The 14,891-nt window shown below is 64.8% G+C and carries 13 protein-coding genes; 12 read left to right on the forward strand and 1 reads right to left on the reverse strand.

Annotated features, from left to right (window positions below; all coding sequences use genetic code 11):
- Position 1 precedes the first annotated feature (1 nt).
- Positions 2–547 (forward strand): toxin-antitoxin system YwqK family antitoxin, encoded by a 546-nt coding sequence (locus E8E91_RS13705; RefSeq protein ID WP_280376205.1) that lies wholly within the window; start codon positions 2–4, stop codon positions 545–547.
- Positions 548–655: 108 nt separating this feature from the next.
- Here E8E91_RS13705 and E8E91_RS13710 read toward each other — a convergent pair whose 3' ends face one another.
- A complete protein-coding gene (locus E8E91_RS13710; RefSeq protein WP_151134338.1) occupies positions 656–1,051 on the reverse strand; it encodes a DUF4280 domain-containing protein in 396 nt (131 codons plus the stop codon).
- 685 nt (positions 1,052–1,736) lie between these two features.
- Between E8E91_RS13710 and E8E91_RS13715 the strand changes: the two genes are divergently transcribed.
- From E8E91_RS13715 to E8E91_RS13765, 11 genes are all read left to right on the forward strand, one after another.
- Positions 1,737–2,141 (forward strand): hypothetical protein, encoded by a 405-nt coding sequence (locus E8E91_RS13715; protein WP_280376206.1) that lies wholly within the window; start codon positions 1,737–1,739, stop codon positions 2,139–2,141.
- A 429-nt stretch (positions 2,142–2,570) separates the two neighbouring features.
- A complete protein-coding gene (gene paaA / locus E8E91_RS13720) occupies positions 2,571–3,563 on the forward strand; it encodes a 1,2-phenylacetyl-CoA epoxidase subunit PaaA (RefSeq protein ID WP_190828029.1) in 993 nt (330 codons plus the stop codon).
- A 150-nt stretch (positions 3,564–3,713) separates the two neighbouring features.
- Positions 3,714–3,995: a 1,2-phenylacetyl-CoA epoxidase subunit PaaB gene (gene paaB, locus E8E91_RS13725; protein ID WP_016493150.1), complete on the forward strand. Its 282-nt coding sequence runs from the start codon at positions 3,714–3,716 to the stop codon at positions 3,993–3,995.
- A gap of 10 nt (positions 3,996–4,005) precedes the next feature.
- The gene (gene paaC, locus E8E91_RS13730; RefSeq protein WP_280376207.1) at positions 4,006–4,767 is read left to right on the forward strand and encodes a 1,2-phenylacetyl-CoA epoxidase subunit PaaC; all 762 of its coding nucleotides are present in this window, start codon (positions 4,006–4,008) and stop codon (positions 4,765–4,767) included.
- On the forward strand, positions 4,754–5,287 hold the full coding sequence (gene paaD / locus E8E91_RS13735; RefSeq protein WP_271472279.1) for a 1,2-phenylacetyl-CoA epoxidase subunit PaaD: 534 nt from the start codon (positions 4,754–4,756) through the stop codon (positions 5,285–5,287). The genes paaC and paaD overlap by 14 nt, the downstream gene beginning before the upstream one ends.
- 26 nt (positions 5,288–5,313) lie before the next feature.
- Positions 5,314–6,390, forward strand: a complete 1,077-nt coding sequence (gene paaE, locus E8E91_RS13740; RefSeq protein ID WP_280376208.1) for a 1,2-phenylacetyl-CoA epoxidase subunit PaaE — start codon at positions 5,314–5,316, stop codon at positions 6,388–6,390.
- A 165-nt stretch (positions 6,391–6,555) separates the two neighbouring features.
- Positions 6,556–6,861: a DUF485 domain-containing protein gene (locus E8E91_RS13745; protein ID WP_280376209.1), complete on the forward strand. Its 306-nt coding sequence runs from the start codon at positions 6,556–6,558 to the stop codon at positions 6,859–6,861.
- On the forward strand, positions 6,858–8,504 hold the full coding sequence (locus E8E91_RS13750) for a cation acetate symporter (protein ID WP_280376210.1): 1,647 nt from the start codon (positions 6,858–6,860) through the stop codon (positions 8,502–8,504). The genes E8E91_RS13745 and E8E91_RS13750 overlap by 4 nt, the downstream gene beginning before the upstream one ends.
- A gap of 203 nt (positions 8,505–8,707) precedes the next feature.
- Entirely contained in the window at positions 8,708–10,768 is a 2,061-nt protein-coding gene (paaZ, locus tag E8E91_RS13755; protein WP_280376211.1) for a phenylacetic acid degradation bifunctional protein PaaZ, read from the forward strand.
- Positions 10,769–11,201: 433 nt separating this feature from the next.
- Positions 11,202–12,527, forward strand: a complete 1,326-nt coding sequence (locus tag E8E91_RS13760; RefSeq protein WP_280376212.1) for a hypothetical protein — start codon at positions 11,202–11,204, stop codon at positions 12,525–12,527.
- 47 nt (positions 12,528–12,574) lie between these two features.
- Positions 12,575–14,719, forward strand: coding sequence for a methyl-accepting chemotaxis protein (locus E8E91_RS13765; protein WP_280376213.1), 2,145 nt, complete (start codon positions 12,575–12,577; stop codon positions 14,717–14,719).
- Positions 14,720–14,891 lie beyond the last annotated feature (172 nt).

Genomic DNA, 14,891 nt, shown 5'->3' on the forward strand with positions numbered 1-14,891 from the left:
CATGGCGAACGGCGGCAAGCTCGACCTCACCCGCGGTGACAGCCGCATGCAGGGCCAGTTACAGGACGGCGAACTGGAAGGTCCCGTACGCATCGAGGAAGCGGGCCGACCCCAGGCGCAACTCAGCTACAGCCAGGGCGAGCTGAACGGTCCGGTTACCCTCTTCCACCCCAACGGCAAGGTCTCGGCGCAGATGCCCTACTTACGCGGCAAGCTCCACGGCGTGGCGACCTTCCATGCGCCGGAAGGCTGGCTGCAACGCAAGGTGAGTTACCGCCAGGGCCTGATGCACGGCGAGGCCACCAGCTATTTCCCCGACGGCGGAGTGGCTGAAGTCGAGCACTATCGCGACGGGGTGCGCGACGGTGCCTACCAGCGTTTCCACGGCAACGGGCAGCTCGCACTGCGCAGCCGCTATCTCAAGGGCCAGTTGCTGGAGCCCGGGCAACCCTTCACCGAAGATGGTCGCCCGTTAAACGCCGAGGGCAAGCCCATGTCCCGGCTGCGCTGGTGGTGGCGCCGCTGGACCGAACCCGCCGAAGCCTGACCCCACGCCTGTAGGAGCGAGCTTGCTCGCGAACCGGGCCAGCCATTCGCCGGCAAGCCGGCTCCTACGAGCACATGCCGCAGCCTGACTCCATCCCCATTCGCCGGCTCAGGGAATCTGCATCTGCACCTGGCCGGGCATCTGGATCTTGATCACCCCGCCCCAGGTGCACATCAGCGTGCTGTTGGAATCCAGCGCCGGCATGCTGCCCAACAGCACGGTGGGTGCGCCGCCGGGAATCCAGGGCGTCGCCGTGGCGGGAATGCAGGGCATGGGAGTCAACGCGCCGAGGGCGGCGGCAGTGGCGGCGGCCACGGTTGGATTGGCCAGGCTCTGGCACATGCCGAAGGTGGGAATGTTCACCAGAGGGATGTGATCCATGATGTTCGCCGCCGGCATCCCGCCCGTGAGGGTGCGATTCACCGGCAGCACATTCAGCACCGTCGGCGCCACTCCGAAACTGCATTGCAGCGTCGCCCCGCTGCAGACCTGCGGACATCCCATGATCCGACCTCCTCCGTGCGTCGCCAGGAACTCTAGACGAGACCGGAGCATCACGCCCCCGGCAATCCACCGGACCTGTGGGGGCGATTTCAATCGCTGAGCGGACCGCAGGTTCGCCATTCGAACTTTGAGGGGGCAGCTTTGCCGCCCTTGGCGAATGAATTCGCCCCCACAACGAAGCACCGCTCTCCGAGCAAGACGGTGCGCATGGCGCACCCTACCGGGAATTTCACCCGCATAAGGGAGAGCCGAGCCCTGGCACAAACCCTGTAGGGGCGATTTCAATCGCCAAGCGGACCTAAGGTTCGCCATCGGGTAAAGGCGGCACCACTCACCCGAACTGTGGGAGCGATTTCAATCGCGATGCAGGTCGAAGACCTGCCTGGTAGCTCCGGGGACAGCTGTGCTGTCCTTTCGCGAATAAATTCGCTCCCACAAAGAAGAGCCGAGCGCTGGCACAAACCCTGTGGGGGCGATTTCAATCGCCAAGCGGACCGAAGGTTCGCCCTGCGGGCCTCCCATAGCGTACAAATTCGCCCCCACAAAAAAGCGACATCGCCTGCTCGATCTCTGCGATTTCAATCGCGACGCCGGTCCGTCGCCCCGCTTCGGGGGGCACCCGTCGAAAACTATAATGAGTGGTACGGGGGTAAGTTCCGGGGGAATTGAGTGTGGAGGGTTCGCCATGCGCATCCTCAAACTTCTGGTCCTGCTCCTCGCCTGCTTCGGCGGGAGCCAGGCATCTGCCGGGCCACCCTGGCCCAGCAACGACACCAGCGGCGCCATGATGCTGGCCGGCGGGCGCGGCGGCAGTCACTTCGGAGGCTTCCACCACCGCAGCAGCCACATGGGCTTCAGACATCATCACCACGGTTTCAAATCCCATCACCACCACGGGTTCAGGCATCACCACCACAACTTCAACGGATTCCACCGGAGTCACGGCTTCGGCAAGACGAATTCGCGGTTCTTCATCGTGGATCCGCGCTTTGACCATCGTTTCGATCACCGCGTCCGGACTCGCGGTGTGGTGATCCGCTTCAATGATCCGCACTCTGTGATGTTCACGAGTCCCGGCTTCGGTCAGTGACTTGCCTCAAAGCCACCTCGCAGTAACCCGTCCTGCGAGAGGGGGATGGCTGCGTCCACGCCCCAGCCCGCCAAAGGCGCAGAGCCTTTCCTACCCGCTCAAAGAAACAGAACACCAAAATCACACCATCTCTATATCTGCGTATCGCTTTCCAGCTTTAGCCGGAATCGAGCACCCTCTCCCACCACCGCACTCCGCCGCAAGCCCCGCAATCAGGCCCTCAACCGCGCTCTCCCTGGCATCCGCAAACACCACAAAACCCCTTCCATCAACCTATCCCTTATGCGCGGATGCCCCTCGACCGATCGTCAATTCGATACAAAAACTCTATTCGATACACGTTTTAGTGTTTGATATTTGTTTTCGTATCATTTAAAAATAGCGCCATGGCCAAGCCACCCCACGAACCCTGCATGGCTGGAGAACGGCATGTACGCACAATTGGTTGAGACAGGCGTGAAGCGCGTGAAAGCGCTGGAGGAGATGACTCCTGAAGAACGCGCCTTCCAGGAAAAGATCGACGCGGAAATCAAGATCGAAGCGAAAAACTGGATGCCGGAGGCTTACCGGCAGACGCTGATCCGCCAGATTTCCCAGCACGCTCACTCGGAGATCGTCGGCATGCTGCCCGAGGGCAACTGGGTGACCCGCGCCCCGACCCTGAAGCGCAAGCTGCAGCTGATGGCCAAGATCCAGGACGAAGCCGGTCACGGCCTCTACCTCTACAGCGCCATGGAAACCCTGGGTGCTGATCGCGACACCGAGGTCGCCAAGCTGCACAGCGGCAAGGCCAAGTATTCGAGCATCTTCAACTACCCGACCCTGACCTGGGCCGACATGGGCGCAGTGGGCTGGCTGGTGGATGGCGCCGCCATCGTCAACCAGGTGGTGCTGCAGCGGACCTCCTATGGTCCCTACTCCCGCGCCATGATCCGTATCTGCAAGGAAGAGTCCTTCCACCAGCGCCAGGGCTACGAAATCCTCCTGCACATGATGCGCAACGGTACCCAGGCCCAGAAGGACATGGTCCAGGACGCCATCAACCGCCTCTGGTGGCCGTCGCTGATGATGTTCGGCCCGAGCGACGCCGACTCCCCCAACAGCGCCCAGTCCATGGCCTGGAAGATCAAGCGCCAGAGCAACGACGAACTGCGTCAGCGCTTCATCGACCAGACCGTTCCGCAACTGGAACTGCTCGGCTGCACCGCCCCGGACCCGGACCTGAAGTGGAACGAGGAACGCGGCCACTACGACTTCGGCGACATCCAGTGGGAAGAGTTCTACGAAGTGCTCAAGGGCAATGGCCCGTGCAACGTCGAACGCGTCGCCACCCGCCGCAAGGCCATCGAAGACGGCGCCTGGGTCCGCGAAGCCGCTGTCGCCCATGCCCGCAAACAACAACAGAAACGCGACGCCGCCTGAATTTCGCGCATGAGCTAGCGAGCTAGAGCAGAACGAGGCGGAAACAGGCACGGGCGCGGAGTTTACGCCTGTAAATGAGCAAGCCCGGGCCTGTTTCCAACGACGTTATGCCGACGCGCAGCAGCTCAACCCCGATGAGGAGAAGAACAAATGTCTGAGTGGACCCTTTTTGAAGTATTTGTGCGCAGCAAGCACGGTCTGAACCACAAGCACGTCGGCAGCGTGCATGCCGCCGATGCGCGCATGGCCATCGAGAACGCCCGCGAGCTGTACACCCGCCGCAACGAAGGCGTGAGCCTGTGGGTGGTGCCGTCCGCACTGATCACCGCCTCCTCCCCGGACGAGAAAGAGCCGCTGTTCGACCCGTCCCAGGACAAGGTCTATCGCCACGCCAGCTTCTACGAGCTGCCGGCCGAAGTCGGCCACATGTGAGGCCGCTGCCATGACTCAACGCGAAGACCTCATTCAATACCTGCTGCGCCTCGGCGACAGCGCCCTGATCCAGGGCCAGCGCCTGTGCGAATGGTGCGGCCGTGCCCCGGCACTGGAAGAAGAGCTGGCGCTGATGAACGTCGGCCTCGACCTGGTGGGCCAGGCCCGCAACTGGCTGGACTACGCTGCCGAGCTGCTGGACGACGGCCGTGACGCCGACCACCTGGCGTTCCGCCGCGACGAGCGTGCCTACCGCAACCTGCTGCTGGTAGAGCAGCCCAACGGCGACTACGCGGTGACCATCACCAAGCAGTTCCTGTTTGATGCCTGGCACTTCCAGATGCTGCACGGCCTTGCCCAGTCCAGCGACGAGCGCGTCGCCGGCATCGCCGCCAAGGCCCTGAAGGAAGTCACCTACCACCTGCGCCGCTCCGGCGAGTGGGTCGAGCGCCTGGGCGACGGCACCGAGGAAAGCCACCAGCGCATGCTGGCAGCCATCCGTGACATCTGGCGCTTCACCGTGGAACTGGTGAATGGCGACGACGTGGAACAGCGTCTGTGCGAGGCCGGCATTGCGCCGAACCCGGCAGAAATCGCCGCGGCCTGGAAGTCCAAGGTGGCCGACATCTTCGCCAGCGCCACCCTGCCGATGCCTGAGCCGGCCAGCTACTTCTACCTGAACGGCCGCAAGGGCCTGCACACCGAGCACCTCGGTCTGCTACTGGCCGAAATGCAATTCCTCCAGCGGGCCCACCCCGATGCGTCCTGGTGAGCTGATTACCAGTGACCGTGGCGCCAGGCCCGGCGCGCCAGATGATCTGGCGCGCGCCTGGTCGGTGCTGGGCGAGGTGATGGACCCGGAAGTGCCGGTGGTCAGCGTGGTCGACCTCGGCATCGTCCGTGGCCTCGACTGGCAGGACGGCCACCTGCATGTGGTGGTCACCCCGACCTACTCCGGCTGCCCGGCCACTGAGGTGATCGAGCACGACATCGAGCAGGCCCTGGAAGGCGCCGGCTTCGCCGCGCCGAAGCTGGAACGCCGACTGACACCTGCCTGGACCACCGACTGGATCAGCACCGACGGCCGCGAGCGCCTGCGTGCCTACGGCATCGCCCCGCCGGCCGGCAGCACCAGCAAGCGCAGCCTGATGGGCGACGCCGGCGATGTGTGCTGCCCGCAGTGCGGAAGCGCCCACACAGAACTGCTCAGCCAGTTTGGCTCCACCGCGTGCAAAGCCCTGTACCGCTGCCGCGACTGCCTAGAGCCGTTCGACTATTTCAAGTGCATCTGAGTGGCTTGCCACCGGAGACGACCAAGATGAGCAAGTTCCACAGCCTGAAGATCAAAGAAGTGCGCCCGGAAACCCGCGACGCGGTCTCCATTGCCTTCGACATCCCCGCCGACCTGACCGAGGCGTTCCGCTTTACCCAGGGCCAGCACCTGGTAATGCGCACCCAGATGGACGGCGAGGAAGTCCGCCGCTCCTATTCCATCTGCACCGGCGTCAACGACGGCGAGCTGCGGGTGGCGATCAAGCGCGTGGCCGGCGGCCGTTTCTCCGCCTTTGCCAATGAAGGCCTGAAAGCCGGCCAGAGCCTGGAAGTGATGCCGCCGTCCGGCCACTTCTTCGTCGAACTGGACGCCGCGCGCCACGGCAATTACCTGGCAGTGGCAGCCGGCAGCGGCATCACACCGATCCTGTCGATCATCAAGACCACCCTGGAAACCGAGCCACACAGCCGCTTCACCCTGATCTACGGCAACCGCTCCAGCGCCTCGGCACTGTTCCGCGAGCAACTGGAAGACTTGAAGAACCTTTACCTGCAACGCCTGAACCTGATCTTCGTGTTCAGCCGCGAGCAGCAGGACGTGGACCTCTACAACGGCCGGATCGACGCCGACAAGTGCGGCCAGCTGTTCTCCCGCTGGATCGACGCCAAGGCCCTGGATGCCGCCTTCATCTGCGGTCCGCAGGCCATGACCGAAACCGTCCGCGACCAGCTCAAGGCCAACGGCATGTCCGCCGAGCGCATCCACTTCGAGCTGTTCGCCGCTGCCGGCAGCAGCGCCAAGCGCGAAGCCCGCGAAGCCGCCCGCGCCACTGACGGCGCCAGCAGCCAGGTCACCGTGATCAGCGATGGCCGCGAAATGACCTTCGAACTGCCGCGCAACAGCGTCAGCGTGCTCGACGCCGGTAACGCCCAGGGCATGGAACTGCCCTACTCCTGCAAGGCCGGCGTGTGTTCCACCTGCAAGTGCAAGGTGGTCGAAGGTGAGGTGGAGATGGACAGCAACTTCGCTCTGGAGGACTACGAAGTGGCCGCCGGCTACGTGCTGTCCTGCCAGACCTTCCCGGTCAGCGAGAAGGTGGTCCTCGACTTCGACCAGCTGTAAGCGACACCCGTAGGAGCGAGTTCTGCTCGCGAAGCTTTTGGCAGACCCCGTTCGCCAGCAAGCTGGCTCCTACAAGCAGCACCAGCAATACCCCGTTCGACACAAGCAGCCTTGCCGTCGGCCGTCGAACGGGCGCCTCGACAATCACAAAAAGAGAGAGCAGCCATGACCCCGCAAGACCTCGATCGCATTCGGGAAAACCCGGACTTCATCCAGTTGGTCCGCCGCAAGCAGCGCCTGACCTGGTCGCTGACCGCCGCCATGCTGATGATCTATTACGGCTTCGTGCTGCTGGTGGCCTTCGCCCCCGGCGTGCTCGGCCGATCCCTCAATGGAGGCGTCACCAGTGTGGGCATGCTGGTGGGCGTGGTCATCATCCTGCTCTCCTTTGCGCTCACCGGCATCTACGTGAAGCGCACCAACGTCCTCGACCCGCTGAACGAAAAGGTCCGGCAGGAGTGCGGCCAATGAAAGCCCTCGCCTCCCTGCTGCTCGCCGCCGGCCTCCTGGTCTCCCAGAGCGCCTTCGCCGCCGACGCCGCCGCGCGTTCGCTGAACTGGAACGCCATCTACATGTTCTTGGCGTTCGTGCTCTTCACCCTCGGGATCACCCGCTGGGCCGCCCTGCGCACCCGTTCGACCGCGGACTTCTACACCGCCGGCGGCGGCCTCACCGGCTTCCAGAATGGCCTGGCGATCGCCGGTGACATGATCAGCGCGGCGTCCTTCCTCGGCATTTCCGCGATGATGTTCATGAACGGCTACGACGGCCTGCTCTACGCCCTGGGCGTGCTCGCTGGCTGGCCGATCATCCTGTTCTTGATCGCCGAACGCCTGCGCAACCTCGGCAAGTACACCTTCGCCGACGTGGTGTCCTATCGCCTTGAACAAAGCCCGATCCGTATCACCGCAGCCTTCGGCACCCTGACGGTGGCGCTGATGTACCTGGTGGCGCAGATGGTCGGCGCCGGCAAGCTGATCGAGCTGCTGTTCGGCCTCTCCTACACCCAGGCCGTGATGCTGGTGGGTGTACTGATGGTCTGCTACGTGACCTTCGGTGGCATGCTGGCCACCACCTGGGTGCAGATCATCAAGGCCGTGCTGCTGCTTTCCGGCACCACCTTCATGGCCTTCATGGTGCTCAAGCATTTCGGCTTCAGCACCGAAGCCATGTTCTCCGCCGCCGTTTCCGTCCACGCCAAAGGCGCGGCCATCATGGCGCCGGGCGGCCTGCTGTCGAACCCCATTGACGCGATCTCCCTCGGGCTCGGCATGATGTTCGGCACCGCCGGCCTGCCCCACATCCTGATGCGTTTCTTCACCGTGAGCGACGCCAAGGAAGCGCGCAAATCGGTGTTCTACGCCACCGGCTTCATCGGCTACTTCTACCTGCTGCTGATCGTGGTCGGGTTCGGCTCCATCGTGATGGTCGGCACCAACCCGGAATTCCGCGACGCGGCCGGCGCCATCATCGGCGGCGGCAACATGGTTGCGGTGCACCTGTCCCACGCGGTCGGCGGCAGCCTGTTCCTCGGCTTCATCTCCGCCGTGGGCTTCGCCACCATCCTGGCGGTGGTAGCCGGCCTCGCGCTGTCCGGCGCCTCGGCGGTGTCCCACGACCTGTATGCCTGCGTGATCCGCAAGGGCAAGGCCAGCGAGCGTGAGGAAATGCGCGTGTCGCGCATCGCCACCCTCTGCATCGGCGTAATGGCGGTGATCCTCGGCCTGCTGTTCGAGTCGCAGAACATCGCCTTCCTCTCCGGCCTGGTGCTGGCCATCGCCGCCTCGGTCAACTTCCCGGTGCTGTTCCTCTCCATGTTCTGGAAAGGCCTGACCACCCGTGGCGCCGTCGCCGGCAGCGTGGCCGGCCTGCTGTCCGCCATCGTCCTCCTGGTGCTGAGCCCCGCCGTCTGGGTCAACGTGCTGCACCACGACAAGGCGCTGTTCCCCTACTCCAACCCGGCGCTGTTCTCCATGGGCCTGGCCTTCTTCAGCGCCTGGCTGCTGTCGGTGACCGATGCCTCCGAGCGTGCGAAGGAAGAACGCGGCCGTTACCTGGCCCAGTTCATCCGTTCCATGACCGGCATCGGCGCAGCCGCCGCCAGCCGCCACTGAGCCCGGAACGAGCGGACGAACTGAACACCGATATCGATGAAAACCGCCTGATCCTCGGCTACACCCTGGCCCTCTGGTAAGGCACCCAACCTGTAGGAGCGAGCTTGACCGCGAACAACCGCGATTCGCGAGCAAGCTCGCTCCTACGAACCAAGAATGAACGCCGGTGCTCTGCGCCGGTCCCCCTTCACGGAGATTTCCTCATGAGTAACGCCCCCACGCTGCAAAGCTTCATCGGCGGCCGCTGGATCGGCCAACACGGTTCCCAGGGATTGCGCAGTGCCATCGACGGCAGCACCCTCTTCCGCACCCACGAGGAAGCCCTGGACTTCTCCGAAGCCGTCGAACATGGCCGCAAGCGCGGAATCGCCAGCCTCATGGCCATGGACTTCCAGCAGCGCGCGGCGCGCCTCAAGGCCCTGGCGCTGTACCTGACCGAGCACAAGGAACAGCTCTACACGATGTCCCGCCACAGCGGCGCCACCCGCGCCGACAGCTGGATCGACATCGAGGGCGGCGCCGCCACCCTGTTCAGCTATGCCGGCGTCGGCGCCCGCGAGCTGCCGTCGGGCAACATCGTCCACGAAGGCCCGGCCATGCCGCTGGGCAAGCAAGGCACCTTCGCCGGTACCCACATCCTGGTGCCGCGCGGCGGCCTGGCCGTGCACATCAACGCCTTCAACTTCCCCATCTGGGGGATGCTGGAAAAGTTCGCCCCCAGCTTCCTCGCCGGCATGCCCTGCATCGTCAAGCCGGCCACCGCTACCAGCTACCTGACCGAAGCCGCCGTACGCCTGATGCACGAATCCGGCCTGCTCCCGGAAGGCAGCCTGCAATTGATCATCGGCAGCACCGGCGACCTGCTGGACCGCCTGCAAGGCCAGGACGTGGTGACCTTCACCGGTTCCGCCGACACCGCCGCCAAGCTTCGCGTCAATGCCAACCTGATTCGCAACTCCGTGCCCTTCAACGCTGAAGCGGACTCGTTGAACTGCGCCATCCTCGCCCCGGAAATCACCCCGGACGATCCGGAGTTCGACCTCTTCGTCAAGGAAGTGGCCCGCGAGATGACCGTCAAGGCCGGCCAGAAGTGCACCGCCATCCGCCGTGCCATCGTTCCCGCCAAACACATCGACGCCGTGGCCGAACGCCTGCGTGATCGCCTGTCCAAGGTGGTGGTCGGCGACCCGGCCGTGGAAGGCGTGAAGATGGGCGCCCTGGCCTCCCACGCCCAGCAGGCCGACGTGGCCGAGCGCCTGGACGCCCTGCTGGCCAGCAGCGACCTGCTGTTCGGTGCCCGCGACGGTTTCGCCCCGCGCGGCGACGGCGTGAACGAAGGTGCCTTCTTCGCCCCGACCCTGCTGCGCTCCCGTGACCCGCACGCCGAAGGCGGCGCCCACGACATCGAGGCCTTCGGCCCGGTGAGCACCCTGATGGCCTACGACGACATCGACGAAGCCATCGCCCTGGCCGCCCGTGGCAAGGGCAGCCTGGTGGCCAGCCTGGTCACCAAGGACCCGGCCGTCGCCGCCCGCGTGGTACCGCAAGCCGCCGCCCTGCACGGCCGCCTGCACATCCTCGACCGCGAATCCGCCGCCGAATCCACTGGCCACGGCTCGCCGCTGCCGGTACTCAAGCACGGCGGCCCAGGCCGCGCCGGTGGTGGTGAAGAGCTGGGTGGCCTGCGCGCGGTGAAGCACTACCTGCAACGCACCGCAGTCCAGGGTTCGCCCACCATGCTGGCTGCCGTGACCCGCGAATACGTGCGCGGCGCCAAGGTGATCGAGACCGAAGTGCACCCGTTCCGTCGCTACTTCGACGAGCTGCAGATCGGCGAATCTCTGCTGACCCACCGCCGCACCGTGACCGAGGCCGACATCGTCAACTTCGGCTGCCTGTCAGGCGACCACTTCTACATGCACTTCGATGAGCTCGCCGCCAAGGAATCCCAGTTCGGCAAGCGCATCGCCCACGGCTATTTCGTGCTGTCGGCCGCCGCCGGCCTGTTCGTCTCCCCGGCCCCCGGCCCGGTACTGGCCAACTACGGCCTGGACAGCCTGCGCTTCATCACCCCGGTGGGCATCGGCGACACCATCCAGGCTCGCCTGACCTGCAAGCGCAAGATCGACCAGGGCAAGAAGAGCCCGAAGGGCGAGCCGCAAGGCGTGGTGGCCTGGGACGTGGAAGTGACCAACCAGCTCGGCGAACTGGTCGCCAGCTATGACATCCTCACCCTGGTGCTGAAACGCCCCGAGGCGGTGTGAACCGAGTCGCTGCGTGAGTTTATGACCGGCCTTAGGGCCGGTTTTTTTTGCCCGCTCGGCGGGACTGCGTCCCGCTTGGCGAATGAATTCGCCCCTACACACTCGGACTCGCTCACTTGTGGGAGCGATTTCAATCGCGATGCAAATCGAAGATCTGCCCTGGGACAGCTGCGCCGCCCATTCGCGAATAAATTCGCTCCCACAGAAATCGCGACGCCCCCTCACCTTGTAGGGGCGATTTCAATCGCCAAGGGCGGCGAAGCTGCCCCCTGCAAACCTGTGGCCTGCCTGGCGAATGATTACGCCCCATTCCGAATCTGGCACGCAGGCTCAAGCCCTTGGCAAGCAGGCACAAGGCCGGCACTCGGCAACTCCTTAGTATCCGAACGCAGAAACGCTCCCCTGCCAATATCAAGAAAAAGGAAGCATTGCGATGTCCCGGTCGAACCTGTTCCGACTCTCCACTCTCGCGCTGCTGGTGGGCGCCGCTACCCAGGCGGGCGCCTATGAGCTGTACGCCGACGACGACACTCACCTGAACGCTACCCTGGAGGCCGTGTACGGCTTCTTCCATAGCCAGGAGAACTACGCCATCGCTGGCTCGAAGAGCGAGGGTTCGTCGTCCTGGCGCGAGGGTTATGCCAAGTACGGCATCAGTTTCGACCAGGGGCTGGCGGGGGCCGGCACCAGCTACGGCGCTTTCAACATGCTCAGCTCGGGCACCTGGGGTGACGGTGACGCGGCGGGCTTCACCGATGGTTCCGAGCGCACCACCAAGATCGAAGACGCCTACCTCGGCTGGCGTTCCGGCCAGTTGATCGAGGCACTGGGCGAAGACGGCGTGGACTTCTCCTTCGGCCGCCAGAACGTCATGATCGGCGACGGCTTCCTCATCAACGGCGATGCCCTGAACCTCGGCAACGGCCTTGCCGATGGCGAGTTCAACCGCGGTGGCGCCTACTGGCTGGCTGCACGCAAGGCATTCGACCAGACCGCCGTACTGCGTCTCGGCGGCAAGGACGGCCTGCGCGGCGACCTGATGTGGCTGAAATCCGACAACCGCGCCCAGGCCAAGACCGAGATGGTGGTCGGCAACCTGGAGCATGTGTCCGAAGCCGGCACCCTGGGCCTGACCGCCATCGACATCAGCGATGTCGACGAAGAATTCGCATCGCCCTTCCAGGCCGAGCGCGACGGCATGAAGACCTACAGCGTGCGCGGCCAGGGCAACGCCGGGGTGGAAAACCTGTTCCTCTCCGGTGAATACGCCTGGCAGGACAAGAAGAACGTCGACGACGAGAACGCCTGGTACCTGGAAGCCGGCTGGACCTTCTCCGATGTGACCTGGAGCCCGTACGTCAGCTACCGCTACAGCCGTTTCTCGGAAGGTTACGACGCCCTGTTCACCGGTTTCAGCCGTGGCTACGGCACCTGGTTCCAGGGTGAGGTGGCGGCCAACTACGCCGGCCCGTTCAACACCAACACCCAGGTCCACCACGTCGCCTTCAAGGTGTCGCCGCTGGAAAACCTGAGCCTCGGCGCCCTGTGGTTCGACTTCAACACCCTGGACCGCGACCTGGGCAATACCGACGGCCGCGAACTGGACCTCTACGCCGAGTGGGCGGTGAGCGACAACCTGATCGTCATGCCCCTGGTCGGCCTCTACAAGCCTGACCGCAGCGCGGAAGAAGGCGGCACCCAGCTCGGTAGCAACGACAGCAACCTCTACAGCCAGTTGGTGTTCGTCACCACCTTCTGAACCCAACCGGGGCGGCAACGCCCCGGTTCCTTTCGCGATTGTGTCCCATGTCCAGCCCCAGCCTCAGCATCCAAAGCAAGATCACCCTGCTGGCGAGCCTCTGCCTGATCCTGGTGGTGGGCCTGCTGGTTGGCCTGTCGCTCTACCAGACCCGTGCCAGTACCGAACGGGTCAAGGATTCCAGTGGAGCCATGCTGGCCGAAGCCGCGCGCCTCAACCTGCAGGCCCAGGGCAAGGTACAGGCCCTGCAGATCCAGCGCAGCTTCACCCGCACCCACGAATACGGCCTGGGCCTCGCGCGGCACCTGCTCTACCTGCGTGAACGCGCCGCCCGTGGCGAAATCAATTCCGAAACCCTGCGGTCCGAACTGGCCGGCGAACTGCGCAAGGCTGTCGAGCAGCGCCCCGAACTGCTCGGCCTGTTCCTGATCTTCCAGCCCGATGCCCTCGATGGTCGTGACGCCGAGTTCAAAGGCCGCGGCGACCTCGGCAGCAACGACGCCGGGCGCTTCGCGCTGTACTGGCTGCAAGCCAAGCCGGGCGAGTTGCAAGCCGTGCCAGGCGACGAAAAGCTGCTGGCCGATACTGCCCCCGGTCCCAGTGGCGCGCCCTTCAACGCGTTCTTCACCTGCCCGCGAGACAGCGGGCAACTGTGCTTGCTGGAGCCCTACTTCGACGAGTCTTCGGGCAGCCGCAAGCTGGTCACCAGCGTCGCCTTCCCGCTGCTGGAGAACGGCAAGGTGCTGGCGGTGATCGGCCTGGATATCAGCCTCGACAGCCTGCAGCAGGACGCCCTGGCCAGTAGCCGCGAGCTCTATGAAGGCAACGGTCGCGTCAGCATCATCAGCCCGTCGGGCGTGGTCGCCGGTCACAGCCAGGACGCGGCCCAGCTGGGAAAACGCCTGCAATCCGTGCTGCCGGAGCAGGCAACCGGGGTGCTGGACTTTCTCGGCCGCAACGAACCCCATGCGTTCATCGACAAGGGCCAGATCAGCGTACTGGAGCCGCTCTCCCCTATCGCCGGCGCCAAGCCTTGGGGCGTGCTGCTGGGCGTGCCGCAACGAGTGCTGCTGGCACCTGCCGAAGCCTTGAAGGTGCAGATGGACGACGAGCGCCTGCAAAGCTCGGCGCTGGAGTTCACCCTTGGCTCCGTCGCGGCGCTGCTCGGAGTTGCCATGATCTGGCTGGCCGCCCGCGGCGTCACCCGCCCGCTGCTGCGCCTGGCCGCCATGCTGGAAAACATTGCTGACGGTGAAGGCGATCTCACCCGGCGCCTGACCTACGTCCGGCGCGACGAGTTGGGCCGCCTGGCGCTGGCCTTCAATCGCTTCCTCGACAAGCTGCAACCGGTGATCGCCAAGGTCCAGGGTTCGGTGCGAGACGCCCGCGACACCGCCGACCAGTCAGCGTTGATCGCCCGCCAGACCAGTGAAGGCATGCAGCAACAGTTCCGCGAGATCGATCAGGTCGCCACTGCCCTCCATGAAATGTCCGCGACGGCCAACGCCTCGGCCCAGAGCGCGGCGCAGGCTGCCGACGCCGCGCGCAATGCTGACCAGGCCAGCCGCGAAGGCCTGGACGTGATCACTCGCACCACCAACGCCATCCATGCGCAGGCGCGGGACATGAGTGAAGCCATGGCCCAGCTTCAGACACTGGCCCAGAGCAGCGAGCAGATCGGTTCGGTGCTGGAGGTGATCCTCTCCATCGCCGGGCAAACCAACCTGCTGGCCTTGAACGCCGCCATCGAAGCGGCCCGCGCCGGCGATGCCGGACGCGGCTTCGCCGTGGTGGCCGACGAGGTGCGCAGCCTGGCGCGCCGCACCCAGGACTCGGTGGAAGAGATCCGCCAAGTGATCGACGACCTGCAGAACGGTACCCGCGATGTGACCCAGGCCATGCAAGGCAGCCACGGCCTGGCCCAGGAAAACGTCAGCCAGGTGCAGCAGGCGGTCACCGCGCTGGAACGCATCGGCCACGCGGTCAATTTGATTACCGAAATGAATTTGCAGATCGCCAGTGCCGCCGAGGAGCAAAGCAGCGTCGCAGATGAAATCAACCGCAACGTCGAGGCCATCCGCGACGTGACCGAATCCCTGTCCGGCCAGGCCGAGCAGTCGGCGCAGGTCAGTCGCCAGCTCAATGACCTGGCCAACCATCAGCAGGGGCTGATGCAGCAGTTTCGCGCCTAGGGCTCACAAGGCCCTGACGCGCTCTTGGGCGGCCTGTCCGCCACTCCCCGTCGCCACCGGCCTGAAGGACTATCCGTCCTGACTGGTCGGTGGCACTTCAGTTTTCCAGCAGCGCAAGTGTGACCGCCGCCCAGGCAGGTCGCGTCATCGAAGAAAACCTCCCTGCCCACAG

It is taken from the genome of Pseudomonas sp. BN515, assembly GCF_029873155.1.
Taxonomy (GTDB): Bacteria; Pseudomonadota; Gammaproteobacteria; order Pseudomonadales; family Pseudomonadaceae; genus Metapseudomonas.

What these genes read in the sequence shown, in the direction of transcription:
- E8E91_RS13705 (WP_280376205.1), top strand. Translation starts at nt 2, where the DNA reads ATGGCGAACGGCGGCAAGCTCGACCTCACCCGCGGTGACAGCCGCATG.
- E8E91_RS13710 (WP_151134338.1), bottom strand. Translation starts at nt 1,051, where the DNA reads ATGGGATGTCCGCAGGTCTGCAGCGGGGCGACGCTGCAATGCAGTTTC.
- E8E91_RS13715 (WP_280376206.1), top strand. Translation starts at nt 1,737, where the DNA reads ATGCGCATCCTCAAACTTCTGGTCCTGCTCCTCGCCTGCTTCGGCGGG.
- paaA (WP_190828029.1), top strand. Translation starts at nt 2,571, where the DNA reads ATGTACGCACAATTGGTTGAGACAGGCGTGAAGCGCGTGAAAGCGCTG.
- paaB (WP_016493150.1), top strand. Translation starts at nt 3,714, where the DNA reads ATGTCTGAGTGGACCCTTTTTGAAGTATTTGTGCGCAGCAAGCACGGT.
- paaC (WP_280376207.1), top strand. Translation starts at nt 4,006, where the DNA reads ATGACTCAACGCGAAGACCTCATTCAATACCTGCTGCGCCTCGGCGAC.
- paaD (WP_271472279.1), top strand. Translation starts at nt 4,754, where the DNA reads ATGCGTCCTGGTGAGCTGATTACCAGTGACCGTGGCGCCAGGCCCGGC.
- paaE (WP_280376208.1), top strand. Translation starts at nt 5,314, where the DNA reads ATGAGCAAGTTCCACAGCCTGAAGATCAAAGAAGTGCGCCCGGAAACC.
- E8E91_RS13745 (WP_280376209.1), top strand. Translation starts at nt 6,556, where the DNA reads ATGACCCCGCAAGACCTCGATCGCATTCGGGAAAACCCGGACTTCATC.
- E8E91_RS13750 (WP_280376210.1), top strand. Translation starts at nt 6,858, where the DNA reads ATGAAAGCCCTCGCCTCCCTGCTGCTCGCCGCCGGCCTCCTGGTCTCC.
- paaZ (WP_280376211.1), top strand. Translation starts at nt 8,708, where the DNA reads ATGAGTAACGCCCCCACGCTGCAAAGCTTCATCGGCGGCCGCTGGATC.
- E8E91_RS13760 (WP_280376212.1), top strand. Translation starts at nt 11,202, where the DNA reads ATGTCCCGGTCGAACCTGTTCCGACTCTCCACTCTCGCGCTGCTGGTG.
- E8E91_RS13765 (WP_280376213.1), top strand. Translation starts at nt 12,575, where the DNA reads ATGTCCAGCCCCAGCCTCAGCATCCAAAGCAAGATCACCCTGCTGGCG.